Origin of the sequence: Psychrosphaera sp. 1_MG-2023 (assembly GCF_030548245.1) — a bacterium.
In the GTDB taxonomy this organism is placed as follows: domain Bacteria; phylum Pseudomonadota; class Gammaproteobacteria; order Enterobacterales; family Alteromonadaceae; genus Psychrosphaera; species Psychrosphaera algicola.
This window is the reverse complement of sequence record NZ_JAUORW010000008.1, coordinates 143,691-160,104: the sequence shown is the minus strand read 5'-3', so window position 1 is coordinate 160,104 and position 16,414 is coordinate 143,691. Positions and strand designations below refer to the sequence as shown.

16 protein-coding genes are annotated in these 16,414 nt (G+C 40.1%); 11 read left to right on the top strand and 5 right to left on the bottom strand.

Annotated features, from left to right (window positions below; genetic code table 11):
- Window positions 1-40: 40 nt before the first annotated feature.
- The gene (locus Q4575_RS09750; RefSeq protein WP_303522659.1) at window positions 41-2,194 is read left to right on the top strand and encodes a response regulator; all 2,154 of its coding nucleotides are present in this window, start codon (window positions 41-43) and stop codon (window positions 2,192-2,194) included.
- A 240-nt stretch (window positions 2,195-2,434) separates the two neighbouring features.
- On the opposite strand, the gene Q4575_RS09745 is transcribed toward Q4575_RS09750, so the two are convergent.
- The 3 genes from Q4575_RS09745 to proB form a co-directional block, all read right to left on the bottom strand.
- Window positions 2,435-2,842, bottom strand: coding sequence for a VOC family protein (locus Q4575_RS09745; protein ID WP_303522657.1), 408 nt, complete (start codon window positions 2,840-2,842; stop codon window positions 2,435-2,437).
- Between the two features lie 160 nt (window positions 2,843-3,002).
- A complete protein-coding gene (locus tag Q4575_RS09740) occupies window positions 3,003-4,253 on the bottom strand; it encodes a glutamate-5-semialdehyde dehydrogenase (RefSeq protein WP_303522656.1) in 1,251 nt (416 codons plus the stop codon).
- A 2-nt stretch (window positions 4,254-4,255) separates the two neighbouring features.
- The gene (gene proB / locus Q4575_RS09735) at window positions 4,256-5,368 is read right to left on the bottom strand and encodes a glutamate 5-kinase (protein ID WP_215962572.1); all 1,113 of its coding nucleotides are present in this window, start codon (window positions 5,366-5,368) and stop codon (window positions 4,256-4,258) included.
- A gap of 288 nt (window positions 5,369-5,656) precedes the next feature.
- Between proB and rho the strand changes: the two genes are divergently transcribed.
- The 4 genes from rho to fre all read left to right on the top strand — a co-directional run bounded on the left by rho (window position 5,657) and on the right by fre (window position 9,539).
- Window positions 5,657-6,925: a transcription termination factor Rho gene (gene rho / locus Q4575_RS09730; RefSeq protein ID WP_215962571.1), complete on the top strand. Its 1,269-nt coding sequence runs from the start codon at window positions 5,657-5,659 to the stop codon at window positions 6,923-6,925.
- Between the two features lie 109 nt (window positions 6,926-7,034).
- A complete protein-coding gene (gene ubiD / locus Q4575_RS09725; protein WP_215962570.1) occupies window positions 7,035-8,519 on the top strand; it encodes a 4-hydroxy-3-polyprenylbenzoate decarboxylase in 1,485 nt (494 codons plus the stop codon).
- The gene (locus tag Q4575_RS09720; protein ID WP_215962569.1) at window positions 8,520-8,813 is read left to right on the top strand and encodes a 2Fe-2S iron-sulfur cluster-binding protein; all 294 of its coding nucleotides are present in this window, start codon (window positions 8,520-8,522) and stop codon (window positions 8,811-8,813) included. It abuts the gene before it with no gap.
- Between the two features lie 15 nt (window positions 8,814-8,828).
- Window positions 8,829-9,539 (top strand): NAD(P)H-flavin reductase, encoded by a 711-nt coding sequence (gene fre / locus Q4575_RS09715; RefSeq protein ID WP_303522652.1) that lies wholly within the window; start codon window positions 8,829-8,831, stop codon window positions 9,537-9,539.
- Window positions 9,540-9,630: 91 nt separating this feature from the next.
- Here fre and Q4575_RS09710 read toward each other — a convergent pair whose 3' ends face one another.
- Complete coding sequence (locus tag Q4575_RS09710) at window positions 9,631-10,044, bottom strand: MAPEG family protein (RefSeq protein ID WP_215962567.1); 414 nt, start codon at window positions 10,042-10,044, stop codon at window positions 9,631-9,633.
- Between the two features lie 93 nt (window positions 10,045-10,137).
- Between Q4575_RS09710 and Q4575_RS09705 the strand changes: the two genes are divergently transcribed.
- The 6 genes from Q4575_RS09705 to Q4575_RS09680 all read left to right on the top strand — a co-directional run bounded on the left by Q4575_RS09705 (window position 10,138) and on the right by Q4575_RS09680 (window position 15,380).
- Window positions 10,138-10,566, top strand: a complete 429-nt coding sequence (locus Q4575_RS09705; protein WP_334313401.1) for a MarR family transcriptional regulator — start codon at window positions 10,138-10,140, stop codon at window positions 10,564-10,566.
- Between the two features lie 231 nt (window positions 10,567-10,797).
- A complete protein-coding gene (locus tag Q4575_RS09700; RefSeq protein ID WP_215962566.1) occupies window positions 10,798-11,451 on the top strand; it encodes a GntR family transcriptional regulator in 654 nt (217 codons plus the stop codon).
- 137 nt (window positions 11,452-11,588) lie between these two features.
- On the top strand, window positions 11,589-12,197 hold the full coding sequence (locus Q4575_RS09695) for a peroxiredoxin (protein WP_215962565.1): 609 nt from the start codon (window positions 11,589-11,591) through the stop codon (window positions 12,195-12,197).
- 35 nt (window positions 12,198-12,232) lie between these two features.
- A complete protein-coding gene (locus Q4575_RS09690) occupies window positions 12,233-12,718 on the top strand; it encodes a GNAT family N-acetyltransferase (protein WP_272181531.1) in 486 nt (161 codons plus the stop codon).
- Between the two features lie 164 nt (window positions 12,719-12,882).
- Window positions 12,883-14,205, top strand: coding sequence for an MFS transporter (locus Q4575_RS09685; protein ID WP_303522647.1), 1,323 nt, complete (start codon window positions 12,883-12,885; stop codon window positions 14,203-14,205).
- A gap of 191 nt (window positions 14,206-14,396) precedes the next feature.
- Window positions 14,397-15,380 carry a rhodanese-related sulfurtransferase gene (locus Q4575_RS09680; RefSeq protein ID WP_303522645.1) on the top strand — a complete coding sequence of 328 codons (984 nt, stop codon included), beginning with the start codon at window positions 14,397-14,399 and terminating at the stop codon, window positions 15,378-15,380.
- An 86-nt stretch (window positions 15,381-15,466) separates the two neighbouring features.
- Here Q4575_RS09680 and Q4575_RS09675 read toward each other — a convergent pair whose 3' ends face one another.
- Window positions 15,467-16,342, bottom strand: a complete 876-nt coding sequence (locus Q4575_RS09675; protein ID WP_303522643.1) for a DMT family transporter — start codon at window positions 16,340-16,342, stop codon at window positions 15,467-15,469.
- Between the last annotated feature and the right edge of the window lie 72 nt (window positions 16,343-16,414).

Sequence of the window (16,414 nt, the reverse complement as noted above, 5' to 3'; positions counted from 1 at the left end):
ATTATTTTTAATAATATTAACGTTATTAGCAAACTACAGAGTGCTAACAAATAAAATTAGCGCTGTTCAATATTCAGTAGAACGAATTTTACAGATATCAAATAATTCAATTATTGTACTCGAAATCAACAAGGACATTGTTGAATTACAACGTGACGTCACAGTGTTTGGACAGGGTGGAAGTACCACGATATTTGCTAAGATGATGACAACTCATGACAGTATCAAAAGTCGATTGGAGGAGGTCCGAAGACAAACAGAAAACGACGAGTTACTCAATACCATTCAAAATATGAAAACGTTGGTGGTTCGCTATGGTGAAAACTTGGGGGTTTTGGTTCAGCTGTATCAAACTAAAAGTAATTATATCGACATTGAACTACCGGAAGTGTTCCAACAGGGCGTAAAAGCATTTAACCAAATAGCGAAAGTGAATAACAATCAAAAGTTACTTTTTGAGGCGCTCGTCGCGCATAACCTTTGGTTGCAAATGGAACGCAGTTCAACACTATTTTTTAATAAAAAACAGTTTAAACAACGTAGCGTTGTTAATCAGTCTATAGGTCAACTGAATCAGAAGCTCACAGAATTAGCTCAAACAAGCGAAGCGAATTCGGAGGTTCACTTTGCATCCTTGTTAGCATTAACCAACAGATATCAAACCCTCTTTGCTAAAAGCGTTCAAGCCAACAGAAACTTTCTAGGGCTGATTAATGTTGTAATGGCAGGTGACGCCGTTGAATTTACTAATCAAGCAAAGTTATTAAAAACCCAATCCTTGGGGTTGTTAAGTGCGATCAAAAAGTCAGGTGCGGAAGCTGTAGAAATTACTGAGGTTATTATTAAAGCTTCTATCGCCGTTGGATTGATTTTGTTCTTGGGATTCGCGTTATTCTTTCAGTTGCATATTACCGCTGCAATTAAGCGTTTAACTTATGCATTTAAGTCATTTTTGACTGGCGATTTCTCCCCCAAAATATCAGATACAGAACGTAAAGACGAAATAGGTTTATTAGCTAAAGCGGCCAGTGAATTTAAAAAAATGAACCAAGATTTGTTAAAAGCCAAACGTGAGGCTGAAAAAACCAGCAAAATAAAAACCGAATTTTTAGCCAATATGAGCCATGAAATCAGAACGCCAATGAATGGCATTTTGGGAATGGTTAATTTGCTCGGAAAAACGACACTGTCACCGCAGCAAGGTGAAATGGTTGGTGTTATTGAATCATCTGGACAAGGCCTTATGGTGGTACTTAATGACATTTTGGATATCAGTAAGATAGAGTCTGGCAAAGTGCTGTTAGAGCAAAAACCATTTAAGTTTAACGACGTTATCGTCGAACTGCGCCACATGTTTGAGCCATTAGTTGCTGAGAAAAATATTGAGTTCCATATTACGTCTGTGCCAGAACTCGCTTTAATAAATGTTGTTGGGGATGTGACCCGCTTAAAGCAGGTACTCATTAATTTGTTAAGCAATGCCGTCAAATTTACTGAACATGGCACCGTAACTTTGCGAATCGCGGTGGATAATTTGACGGATAAAAATGTCAGTTTGAATATAGCCGTCGTCGACACAGGAATTGGCATTGAACATAAAGTCATCAAAAAACTGTTTGATGCTTTCTCGCAGGGAGATACGTCGATAACGCGCAGATTCGGTGGAACGGGTTTAGGATTGACGATTTCAAATCGTTTGTTGACGTTAATGGGCGCGCCCCTCAAAGTAGAAAGTATGATTGGTAAAGGCTCCAAGTTTTCATTTTCTTTATTATTACCAATTAGCACGGGTCAAACCCATAAGCTTGAAAATGAAAACAAAAAGATCGTAATTGATCCTGCAAAGCGTATTTTGATAGTAGAGGACAATAAAATTAACCAAACGGTGCTAAATGCCATGTTAAAAGGGTTTGGGTTCAAAGATATTAAAATAGCCGATAATGGCGCAATTGCAGTGCAACTTTGTCATGAGTTTGAATTTGATATTATTTTAATGGATATGCAAATGCCAATAATGGATGGCTTAACAGCGACTCGAGAAATCCGCAAACTGATAAATTACAAATCGAAAAAAATAGTGGCGTTAACGGCCAATGTGTTAGTTGAAGATCAACAGTCCTGTTTTGACGCGGGAATGGACGAATTTTTAGCTAAGCCAATTGAACCAGAAAAGTTAAAACAGGCATTAATATAAGTCCTGTTCTCACAATGGAATGCAAATGACGAACGTCCTCCGAAACCAATGAAGTCCAAACCAATGGTAAAACCAATGAGGTCAGTGTTGCTGATTTTGTCAATTCCTCTGCACTTGGTTGGAGATCCCAAATATCGCTGTGGCTCTTTTAGGATGACGTTTTTTGTTCTGAATTAACTAACCGATTAAAAACAAATTATGAAATTATCCCCGACTTCGAAGAAGATCGGAACTGAATTATTAATTGCCTGGTATGGAAGCCGGATCCATCCAGAATGCTTCCCAAACATGACCATCTGGATCGGCAATATTTCGATTGTACATAAAACCTAGATCCTGAGGTGGGTTAATATCTAAGGTGCCACCATTTTCCATAGCGGCATCTTTAAATTGGTCAACGGCTTCTCGTGAATCAAAAGATAACGCCAACATAACCTCACTTGAATTTGACGGTGGAATTGGACGATTTGTAAATGTTTGCCATTTAGGATGTGTGAGTAACATCACATTTATTGCATCACTCCAAACCATGCAAGCGGCAGTTTCATCCGTAAAATTTTGATTATTTGTAAAGCCAAGGGATAGATAAAACGCGACGGATGTTGGCAGGTCAGTAACTGGTAGATTTATAAAGATCATTTTTGACATGGCCATTACCTCAAAAGTTTTGTGAAACTAGTATTGCTAATAATAACTAATAGCGCCATTTAGTAAATTAATGCCATAAAAAAACGGAGAACCTCATTAAAGGCACTCCGTTTATTGGCTATTACAAAAATAGTTATAATTAGAACTATTTGACTAACAACTACCCTCGGATCTGACCATCGCCGGTTACAACAAATTTTTCCGTTGTTAGCGACTCTAGTCCCATTGGACCGTACGCATGCAATTTGCTGGTGGAAATACCAATCTCAGCACCTAGTCCTAATTCTCCGCCATCTGAGAATCGTGACGAGGCATTAACCATTACAACTGCAGAGTTAATACGGCGAACAAACTCTTGGGTTTTTGAAATGTCTTGGCTAATGATAACTTCAGTGTGACCTGAGCTAAAACGTTGAATGTGCAGTACGGCTTGTTCAAAGTCGTCGACAACACGGATAGCAATTTCAAGTGCCAAGTATTCCGCGTCGTAATCCAAATCGGTAGCTAGGTCGGCATTTTCGAAATATGGAAGTGACTTATCGCAGGCATGAACTTTTACACCAGCTTTGGCAAATTCCGTGGCCACTTGTGGTAAAAACGTTGCAGCTACATCTTTATGGACAAGTAAAGTTTCTAATGAATTACATACACCAGGACGCTGAACTTTACCGTTTAATAATATTGCTAATCCTTTGTCTAAATTAGCTTGGTTGTCGATGTATAAATGACACACCCCTTTAAAGTGTTGGATCACTGGAATTTGACTGGTTTTAGTCACAAATCGAATTAGACCTTCACCACCACGCGGAATGACCAAATCGATAGTGTCCGATAACGTTAACATTTCGTTCATGATCTCGCGGTCAGGATTTGGTACTAAACTAACTGCAGCAGGCTCGATGTTATGTTCGACAAAGGCTTGATGGATACATTCAGCTAAAGCTTTATTGCTGTTAATCGCTTCTTTACCGCCACGTAATACAACCGCATTACCTGCTTTAAAACATAATACGGCGGCGTCAACGGTAACGTTTGGACGACTTTCGTATACCATTGCAATAACACCTAATGGTATACGTTGTTTAGCGATTTTAATGCCATTTGGGCGCACATCGTTTTTTGTGATCATGCCAACAGGGTCTGGCAACGAGACAATATGTTCTACCGCGGCTGCTATGCTGTCGATACGAGCTGCATCTAACATTAAACGGTCAATCATAGCCGCAGCTAAGCCATTTTTTTCGGCGTCGATTAAATCCAGTTTGTTTGCTTCAATAATTGCTGGTGTATTTGAACGTAAATGACGCGCAATGCTAAGCAGTGCATCATTTTTTGTCTGAGTCGATAAATTGGCAACTTGTACCGACGCAGCTTTTGCGTCTTTTGCCATTTGTTGTATAGAAAAAGTCATAATTAGTCCTTGAATAACACAAGGTCATCACGATGAACGACCTCATTTTTGTGTTTGAAACCTAAGATAGTTTCAAAATTTTTGCTTTCTAGGCCGGAAATTTGAAGTAACTCGGCACTAGAATATTGGCTTAAACCACGGGCAATCACTTTATTGTTTGCTAGTATATCTATGGCTTCACCTCGAGCAAACTCTCCGTGTACAGCAGTAATGCCTTTTGCCAGAAGTGACGCACCTAACGTGAGTAGAGCATTTGCGGCGCCGTCGTCAATTTGCAGTGAACCTGCCGCTTTTAACGTGTGTCTTAACCATTGTTTTTTTGCACTATCTTTTAGTGCTAGCGGTTTAAACCAAGTCCCTACCGATTTGTTTTCTAAAATATCATTAAATACGCTACTTTTTTTACCGTTAATAATAAATGTATTTACGCCGTTACTTGTGGCTTTTTCAGCTGCCTGAAGTTTAGTCTTCATGCCACCTGTTGCGATTTTATTTTTTGTACCGCCGGCTAATTTATATATCTCAGGGGTAATCTGATTGACTTCTGGGATCAGTTTGGCATTTGGAAAACGATTTGGATCTGCATCAAATAGGCCATCGATGTCACTACATATAAATAGTGCATCGGCTTCACAAACGAGCGCAACTAAAGCCGCAAGATTGTCGTTATCGCCTACTTTTATCTCGGCTGTCGCCACAGTGTCGTTTTCATTGATGATTGGCAATACTTGATTCGCCAATAATTCACGTACTGTATTTTTGATATTAACGTAACGACGGCGGTCTTTTAAATCGCCCTGGGTAATTAAAAGCTGGCCACAGGGGAAGTTAAAGTGATGTTGCCAATTGGCCATCATTTTTGCTTGACCTACCGCAGCCATCGCTTGTTTTTCTGCAATCGTGGTGCCTTGTTCATGGCTATTAATTAAACCACGACCTGCTGCCACAGAACCGGAAGAGACTAAAACCACTTCTTTACCAAGCGCTTTTAGTTCGTTGATAAATTTTGCAATGGGTAATACATATTGGCCACTAACTTGTTTGCCATCGGGAGCAATGAGTGCACTACCAACTTTTATTACTGCACGTTGCCAATTTAACCCTTCGTTTGCCATTTTTACCGATACCCTGAAATAGAATAAATACTTTAAAGGGACTCTACCCAATATTGTGCGTTCGGTCGACATCGAAAAGTAATAATGTATGTTTTTACGGTGTAATGTCGGTTAAATAGAAAAAAATAGAAAAAAAAACGATTTTATATTAAGATTTGGCTCTGTTAGCTTTACGCTGGTTAAAAATACTGCTAACTTACTTAACAGTTTGTGCAAACCCCGCACGCCTAGTTACTCTAAACAAACAATAACTTCAGATAGCTCATATCAAATATAAAGACATCCTATATGCATTTAAGTGAATTAAAAAATAAGCCGATTAACGAGTTAGTTAAGCTGTCGGAATCGATGGGCTTAGAAAATATGGCTCGTCTACGCAAACAAGACATCATATTTTCCATCCTAAAAAAACACGCCAAGAGTGGAGAATCCATTTACGGTGATGGTGTTTTAGAAATATTACAAGACGGATTTGGATTTTTACGCAGTGCCGATTCCTCTTATTTGGCAGGCCCAGACGATATTTACGTCTCTCCTAGTCAAATTAGACGATTCAATTTGCGAACAGGGGACTCCATTTCAGGCTTAATTCGCCCTCCGAAGGACTCTGAACGTTATTTCGCACTATTAAAAATTGAACAAGTCAATCACGACAAACCAGAAATCTCCCGCAATAAAATTCTTTTCGAAAACCTTACTCCTCTGCACGCAACTGACCGTTTTACTATGGAACGCGGCAATGGATCGACTGAAGATATTACAGCTCGAGTTTTAGATTTGGCTTCACCAATTGGTCGTGGACAACGTGGATTGATCGTTGCACCACCTAAAGCGGGTAAAACAATGTTGATGCAAAATATTGCAACTTCAATTGCCGCTAACCACCCTGAAGCGACGTTAATGGTTCTACTTATTGATGAACGTCCAGAAGAAGTAACCGAAATGCAACGCCTAGTAAAAGGTGAAGTTATTGCATCGACGTTTGACGAACCAGCGAGTCGTCACGTACAAGTTGCTGAAATGGTAATTGAAAAAGCGAAGCGATTAGTTGAGCACAAAAAAGATGTTGTTATCTTACTTGACTCAATAACGCGTTTGGCTCGTGCATACAACACCGTAATCCCTTCGTCAGGTAAAGTACTGACAGGTGGTGTTGACGCAAATGCTCTGCACAAACCAAAACGTTTCTTTGGTGCTGCTCGTAACGTAGAAGAAGGTGGTAGTTTAACGATTATCGCAACTGCGTTAGTAGATACCGGTTCTAAGATGGATGAAGTTATCTACGAAGAATTTAAAGGTACGGGTAACATGGAGTTACATCTAAATCGTAAGATTGCTGAGCGCCGTGTATTCCCTGCTATCGACTTTAACCGCAGTGGTACGCGTCGTGAAGAGTTGATGACATCGGCAGATGAACTACAAAAAATGTGGATCCTGCGCAAAATTGTTCATCCGATGCAAGAAATTGAAGCGATGGAATTTTTGATCGACAAGCTTTCGTTGACCAAAACGAATGAAGAGTTTTTCGATTCAATGAAGCGCCAAAAAGGCAACTAACCATCCGATCAATTTAGTTAGTTGATTGATAATAAACCCCAACTTAGATTGGGGTTTATTTTTAGTTTCAAAGCAATAAAAACACTTCTTTATCTGTTGGTACCCTGAAATGAAATACAAAGATCTACGCGATTTTATTGCACTTTTGGAAGAGAAAGGCGAATTGGTTCGCGTCACCACTGAAGTTGATACTTATCTTGAGATGACCGAAATAGCCGACCGTACTTTGCGTGCCAAAGGTCCTGCCATTTTGTTTGAAAATCCAAAAGGCTCAAGCATTCCCGTCCTAGTGAATTTGTTTGGTACACCAAAACGTGTTGCTCTGGGTATGGGACAAGAAGATGTATCGGCATTACGTGGTGTCGGTGAAACGTTAGCATTTTTGAAAGAACCGGAGCCGCCGGCGGGTCTTAAAGATGCATTTTCAAAATTACCTATTTTTAAACAAGTGTTAAATTTAGCGCCAAAAGAAGTGAAAAAAGCACCTTGTCAGCAAGTTATTATTGAAGGTGACGACGTAGATTTGACCCAGTTGCCAATCCAACATTGTTGGCCTGGTGATGTCGCGCCACTGGTGACATGGGGATTAACCGTCACTAAGGGTCCTAATAAACCAAGACAAAACTTGGGGATATATCGTCAACAGTTATTGGGGCCAAATAAACTGATTATGCGTTGGTTGTCGCACCGTGGCGGCGCATTAGATTTTCTCGAATTTAAAAAGGCTAATCCAGGCGAGAATTACCCAGTGTCGGTAGCATTAGGTGCCGACCCTGCAACGATATTAGGCGCAGTAACGCCGGTTCCTGACACTCTGTCTGAATATGGTTTTGCTGGCTTATTGCGTGGTAGCAAAACTGAAGTGACAAAATGTATTTCTAATGATCTACAAGTTCCGGCCTCTGCGGAATTCGTACTAGAAGGGTATATTGACCCAAATGAGATGGCGCCAGAAGGACCGTATGGTGACCATACTGGTTACTATAATGAAGTTGATGACTTCCCAGTATTTACGGTAACGCATATTACTCACCGTAAAGACCCGATTTACCACAGCACTTATACCGGTCGTCCACCAGACGAACCAGCTATTTTGGGAGTGGCATTAAACGAAGTTTTTGTGCCGATTATCCAAAAGCAATTCCCTGAAATTGTTGATTTTTATTTACCGCCAGAAGGCTGTTCATACCGTATAGCGGTCGTTACCATGAAAAAGCAGTATCCAGGTCATGCCAAACGCGTGATGATGGGCGTTTGGTCTTTCCTACGCCAATTTATGTATACTAAGTTTGTTATTGTGTGTGATGACGACATTAACGCAAGAAACTGGGAAGATGTTATGTGGGCAATAACGACCCGCATGGATCCGGCTAGAGATACCGTATTAATTGAAAATACCCCAATCGACTATTTGGACTTTGCCTCACCGGTTTCTGGCTTAGGCTCTAAAATGGGCCTTGATGCCACAAACAAATGGCAGGGTGAAACCGACCGCGAATGGGGTATTCCCATTGTGATGGATGAAGCTGTAAAAACACGAATTGATGCTATTTGGGATGACCTAAACATTCCTCTGCCGGATGGAGATAAATAAATGACTAAAGTAACCATTCAGCCAAACAATATTGAGTTTGACGTTGCCGTAGGCGAAACGATTTTAGAAGCTGCAGAACGAAATTCCATCGAATTTCCATATCGTTGCAGACAAGGCGTGTGTACAGCATGTGTTTGTAAAACATTAAGTGGGGAAGTCAGTTATGGCGACCGTGATCCAGAGTCCTTATCGTTAACGATGGGCACAGATCCAGACAACCCACAAAAATATACCTATAGTTGTATCGGGTATCCATTAACGGACATGGTATTGCACCATCCATTTATTAAATAAAAGAGTAAAGATTTAATGCAAGTTGTTAGTGCTCAAACGATTCAGGCAGAAGTGATTTCAATAACAGCCGTGACCGATTTTGTAAATGTAGTGAAACTACAGCCTTTAACAAAGCCAAGTTACCTTGCTGGTCAATATCTGCAAATTGTTTTGTCGGACGAAGACAAGCGGATTTTTTCGATTGCCAGTTGCCCAGATGACCAACATATCGAATTGCATATAGGTGCGGGACCTGATGACGCTTATCCGCGCGGTGCTTTGGATCACATGGCGAACAATGATGTTGTGACGCTTGAAATTGGGCTCGGTAACGCGTTTTATCAAGAGAAAAGCGTTAGACCAATTATTTTAATGGCGGGTGGAACTGGTTTTTCGTATGCCCGTTCGATTGCAGAACATATTAAAAATCATTATCCGGAGCGTAATGTCACTTTTTACTGGGGCGCAAAGGATGAAGAGAGTCTTTATGCCAGTGACGAAATGAAGATTTGGGCAAAACAAAACCCTAATTTTACTTATGTCCCGGTAATTGAAGAAGCTACGGCGGAATGGCAGGGGAAAACGGGTTATGTTCACCAAGCGGTTATGGCTGACTTTGCGAGCCTAGAAGCATTTGATGTTTATTTAGCCGGGCCTTTTAAAATGGCGGGAATTGCTCGTGAAGATTTTGTCAAACATGGCGCTGTTTTAGAGCACTTATACGCTGACGCTTTTGCCTTTATTTAACATATTGGTTAATACACGATTTACAAAAAAACCGTAATATTAATTACGGTTTTTTTATGTCTTGGTTTTATCAAATTACGGTTTTTAGCAGTTAAAATGACGCATAGATAACGCCTATCAAGTACAACTGGGCAAATAAACCAATCATATAAAAGTAACTGCGAGGGCTTGGGTTTTTATTGGTCGCGATAGCATAAAACAACACCATATGAACCAAACGAGCAACAAAAAATATCACGGTTACTGTTAATAAGTGTTCAGCATTTACACCAACTAAGCATGCAACTAAAACTGAAAGTACAAACAAAGGCACGTTTTCCAGTGAATTAAGAAAAGTACGATTACTGCGGAATACAAAGGAAAAATGATCAAGTTCTGCGCTGACAATTCCTGGCACATATTCAGTTTGTTTTCTATGAGCTCCTGTCGCAATTAAGGCTTGCAGAACCATCATGGCAAGTAAGGATGTGACGACAAATAAAACCTGTGTGTATTGTTCAAACATTTTGTTTCCTCAGTTATTAGTTTGTATGCAAATTATAATACTAGGGTAATCTGCTAAAATCAATTTGTTTGTGTACAAAATAAATTTGGAATTATGGAACAGCTAAAATTATCTAACCAAATCTGTCATCGTTATTACGTCGCATCTAATGCGATAACAAGGGCGTATCGCCCACTTTTAGATGAGCTTGGGCTCACCTATCCTCAGTATGTTGTATTAATGGCATTATGGGAAGAAGACAATGTTGAAGTGAAACAAGTTAAGGCCAAGACTCATATCGATGGCGGCGCTTTATCGCTGATTTTAAAAAAGTTATCAGCCAAAAATCTTATCAATATTGTGCCGTCGGAACTGGATAAAAGAATTAAACATGTTCAATTATCTGACAAGGGCTGGCAATTGCAGCAAGAAGCGAGTGGTATTCCTGAAAAATTAATGTGTCAGGTTTCCAATATGTCGAGAGAAGAGGTTTTATTACTTAAAACGCTTACCGACAAATTGGTGGAAAACTTAATTGAGTAATGTCAGACCGTTTACCCAGCAAAGTTATTGCCAATTGAGTTAATCTAGTCCGATTCAGTCTAAAGAATGAGCAAAGCATTTTATTTTTATTTATAGCAAATTGTAACAATTGAATCCTTAGACCGTCAGCCTTTAGCTTGTATAATTAATTTCGCTTTCTAGTGTTCATCGGTCATGTAACACCATGTGAGTTGGAAAGCGGATTTAAACACGCAATATAAAAGGACACATATGGCTATAGTACATAAAACTCGTACCCAGCTTGTTGCAGAGGCAATTAGAGAGCGAATTTTGCAGGGCGAAATTAAAGCCGGAGAACCTTTACGTCAAGCGGCATTAGCTGAAGAACTTAATGTTAGTCGGATCCCGGTTAGAGAAGCGTTGTTGCAACTAGAAGCGGAAGGCCTAGTTAATTTCGAACCGCATAAAGGAGCAACGGCAGCCGATATGTCTGCAAAACAAGTTGATGAAGTATTTGAATTACGTTGTTTACTTGAAACCGAATTATTGTCTTATTCAATTCCCAATCTAACAGATGACGATATTGCCTATGCGCAAGAACTCATGGATAAAATGGCCGAGTGCCAAGATCACGGTACAACACTAGGCGAACTCAACTATCGATTTCATAATATTCTATATAGCCGCGCAGACCGGCCCCATACATTTGAGCTTGCGGACGTCCTGATTAAAAACTCGCTGCGCTATATTCGAATGCACTTGACGTTAGCGGGCGGGGACAAGTCGTCACAAATTGAGCATAAAAAATTATTGGTACTTTGTGCTGAAAAACGAATTAACGCGGCTTGTGAATATTTGCGGGATCATATTCTTAAAGCAAAATACAATATTATTACGTTAATAGAAGCAAGTGAGTCGCGTTAAAGCAAAATAGAACAATAACGCGATTTAGTCTTTTCATCTGCAATAAAATCAGTAAAAGTTGGTTCTTATTATCATTACGGTGTGCCATAAATTAAAGTGTGCCATAAATTACAGTGTGGCATAAATTAGGAACTGAAATGAAACAGCAACTTGTTCAACTACTTTCAATCGTAACCTTGTTATTTGTCACAGTAGCATGCTCAATTAGTCCTGCGAACAATCAAAATTTGGCGGGGCACTACTCCGATCTTGCCGGTTTTAATATTCAAAAAGGTCAATCTCCAATTGGGTTTAATTTACCGAGTGCTTCAGGGGGAAAATTAAGTCTAGCTGATATACTAACCGACCAACATGTGCTTTTGGTTTTTTACCGTGGAGATTGGTGCCCGTATTGTATTGATCAATTCAGTACGATTCAGCCAGTACTGCCACAGCTGAAACAATATAATGTTAAGTTAGTCGCGGTTTCGCCAGATCAACAAAGTGCTGCTCAAAATACGCAACGCAAATTTGGCCAAGATTATACTTTTTTGATGGACACTGACCTGCAGGTCACAAAACAATACGGCATTAATTCAGAAGAAGGGTTGCCGCATCCTGCGGTATTTTTGATTAAACAGGCACCGACGCTTTCGGAGTCGGAAGTGGCCTGGTATTACGTTTCAACCGACCATACCACCCGACCAACGGGTGAACAGTTGTTAGAGCAAGTAAAAGCATTAATATCTAAACCATCAACTAATTAACAAAATGTTCCACTGTGGGATAAAAGGCAATAAATGTGAATATTGATATTAGATTAGCAAATTACGACGACGCTGAGGACGCTTCTGCAGTTGTTTTGGCCTTAAATATGTACGCCAAAGACCCTATGGGTGGCGGCCAAGCATTATCAGAATTTGCTCAGGCAAATTTGATAGCTGGCCTACAATCCACGCCAAATGCGTTTACCGTTTTGGCTTTTGTTGACGGTAAAATTGCAGGGTTGGGAAATTGTTTCCAGACGTTTTCAACTTTCAAATGCAAACCTATTGTCAATATCCATGATATGGGGGTTAATGATGGCTATAGGGGATTAGGCCTAAGTCAGAAAATGATCGCAATGATAGAACAAGTGGCGAAAGAGCGTGGCGCATGCAAAATTACCCTAGAAGTATTGGAAGGCAATGAGGTTGCCAAAAATGCTTATCTAAAATACGGTTTTACTGGATATGAGCTTGACCCCAAAATGGGCAAAGCGATGTTCTGGGAAAAGCCAATTAAATAATTTATCCGCGTTGTTCAAACAGGACGGTTAATAATTCTACGACTTAGTATTAATACGTCCTGTCGATACTTAACTCGTTATCTGTTTAATACTTCGACTTACTTCTCTTAAATTTATATGCTTTTATTTCTCGGTAATAAGCTCCACTTTTATTAGGAATGTTTATGACTCAGTCCGTATCGTTTAAAACTGTTAAACGATTTCCGTTGTTAATGTGGATATTACTATTTGGGTCTTTTATCACCCGTGGCAGCTTTTATATGGTTTGGCCGTTTTTGGCGGTGATACTTTTTGAAAAGTTTCAGCTTTCGGCTACTAGAATCGGGCTTATCTTGTCCTCAGCAGCGGTAGTCTCGGTCTTAGTCAGTTTTGTAGTCAGCAGTTTATCAGACCGAATAGGTCGACGGCCTATGATGTATGCCACGGGCGTGTTGTATATCATTTCCTTTAGTCTTTTAGCTGAAGCAAATACAGTAAATGGCTTTGTAATTGTTATTACGTTGTGTTCCATAGCCACCGCACTTTGGCGTCCGCTTACCTCGGCGTTAATTGGCGATGTTATTGGTGATTCAGGCGTCAGAGAGCTGGCCATGCAGTCATTGTATTTTGCCGTAAATGTTGGCTGTGCTATTGGTCCAATTGTCGGTGTTTGGCTGGGGTTAACAGGTCAACAGTCGAGCTTTTATTTCACAACTTATGCGTTTGGATTTTTGCTCGTTTTATTGTTTTTGGGCTTCCGTCATTTTGACCGCCAAGCCAAAATCGACACGTTAGATCCCATTGAAGATATGGTTCAGGTTCAGTTCGATACGCGACAAACAGTAACTAATAATGAGTCTAAAAATGATAAACCAAAAAGCGGATTAAAATATGTTTTACGGATCTTAGGACAAGACAAACTGCTGCAATATTTAATCTTGGCGAACGTGTTGTGCATGTTTATTTACGGCCAAATGGACAGTTCATTAATACAATACTTAACCCGTGAAAAAGTAACCGATTTATTGGAGTTGGTATCGTCAATGATATTTACCAATGCGATGGTGATCATAACGTGCCAATTTATTTTGCTTAAAATGATGTCTAAACAAAGTCTCATAAGGCGAGTACAAATCGGCTTGTTGTTATTAGCCATATCGCAACTTTGGTTTGCGTTAAACCCGGTCACTATGTTTTGGGGCTGGATTGCAGCGGTGATTATTATGAGTCTAGCGGAAGCGATTTTGTTCCCAACGATGAACGTTCATATCGACCGGATTGCGCCCGCGCATTTAAGAGGTGCGTACTTTGGTGCAGCATCGTTTTATGATTTTGGCTTTGCCTTTGCACCGTTAGGCGGTGGTATCATTTTAGATTATTTCGGCGGACCGATACTCTTTTTGGGGTGTGGTTTGTTGGCTTTGTTTATCATTTATCTGTATCACGTTTTGGAACATATGTCGGGACCTGACGTTAAAACCGAAGCTAAATCTACTGGGCAACGATAAACGGATGAACCCTTAATCGCGAGGAGTGATCTAAATCATATTGAGCGAGATCAATGTTTTGGTGCCGTACCGAGGCATCTGATTGAAATTTAGTCAGCTTGGCTTTTTTTTTGTTAATTATTGGGTATAATCGCGCTCCAAAATTATCCATATGCTCCGGTTTTACGTTCCGGGGGGCAAGAGGAATCGACATGTCACAAGTAGTAGTGTGCGCAATGTATAAGTTTGTGCGCTTAGAAAATTTTCAAGAACTCCGTCAGCCATTACAAAATACAATGGAAGCTAACGGTATCAAAGGTACTTTGTTGTTAGCTGAAGAGGGGATTAACGGTACGGTAGCCGGTCATCGTGAAGGAATAGACGCGTTATTAACTTGGCTTCGTCAGGATCCTCGTTTAGTTGATATTTCGACCAAAGAAAGCTTCGACGATGAAATGCCATTTTATCGCTGCAAAGTTAAGCTTAAAAAAGAAATCGTGACAATGGGGGTTGAAGGTATTGACCCTAGAGAAGTGGTTGGCACCTATGTTAAACCCAAAGATTGGAATGCGTTAATAAGTGACCCAGAAGTGGTATTGGTTGACACTCGTAATGACTATGAAGTGCAAATTGGTACATTTGAAGGAGCGGTAAATCCTAACACTGAAACGTTTCGCGAATTTCCTGAATATGTCGAAAAAAATCTTGATCCGAAACAACATAAAAAAGTTGCAATGTTTTGTACTGGTGGCATTCGCTGCGAAAAATCTACAGCCTATCTAAAAGAGCAAGGCTTCGAAGAAGTTTACCATCTTGAAGGCGGTATCTTAAAATACCTTGAAGACGTGCCAAAAGAAGAGACCAAATGGCAAGGTGAGTGTTTTGTTTTTGACAATCGTGTAACGGTAAATCATGATTTAGAAAAAGGCGAATATGACCAGTGTCATGCGTGTCGTATGCCGATCACCGAAGAAGAAAAACAATCAGAGCACTATACTGTCGGTATTTCATGCCCACATTGCATCGACAAAGTTACAGATGAACAGCGTGAACGATTTGCGGAGCGTCAAAAGCAAATGGAACTGGCGAAACAACGTGGCGAAGAACATATTGGCTCAGAAGCCAAAGACGTTATTGAAGCTAGAAAAGCGCTAAAACTGCAAAAAAAAGAACAAGCTAGAAACGCTAAGGCGTAATTTTTAAGTCGCCGTTCTTTAGCGAAGGCAACGTATTATACTAATCGGTATTACGTTGCCTTTTTTGTTTTATTCGTTCTTCAAAATTAACTCCACATCACAAGTATTGCCGCCACTGCAATTAACAATAAACCAATAATTTCATAACGTTGTACTGGCTTTTTCAACCACCATACCGAGATCATAATCGTAAATAACACTTCGGTTTGGCCCAATGTTTTAACTAAGGCCACGTGCTGTAATGCCATTGCCGTAAACCAACCGATAGAGCCAATACAACTTGTTATACTGGTGGCGATTGTCATGATTTTATGTTGACTTAATTCAGCTAAAACCTGTGGTTGTTGTTTAAAAATATAAAATGTTAGCGCTAAAGTTTGAATACACAAAACCCACAATAAAGACCACGCCGCGCCGACATGAAATGGCACATCAAGTAAATGGCTTGCTTCTCTTGCTAGCAAAGAGGTAAGGGCGAAACAAGTGCCGCAGGCAAGTCCAATCATCAAGGTTTTAGGGCTTAACGACCCTTTTTTACCGGCACTACTTAAAACAAAAATGGCTATAGACCCGATAAAAATCCCAAGCCAACCTAACAATGACAAATTGCTACCAAAAAACAACACACCTAAAACGCCAGCCACAAGCGCTTCACTTTTTGCCAATCCGGCGCCAACCGCAAAGTTTTTTTGCTTAAACAAGATAACCATAAAAGCCGTCGCTGCAATTTGGGTGGCCGCCGCAATACAGGCATAAATAATAAAGCGGGTATTAAATTCAGGTATCGCCATTGGCTGGTACAAATACAAACCGTATAGGTAAATCGCGACGATAGGTGGCGCAAACAAAAAGCGCGACAAAGTCACGCCAGACGTGTGTACATGTGCACTCAGTTTGCTTTGCAAGGCGTTGCGCCATGTTTGCATAACAACCGCTAGTAACGTAAATAAAACCCAAGTCATTACATTGCCCTGAAAATATTATATTTAAAGAAAACAGAAGATTACTCTAACCATTGTTTATGACAATAGGAT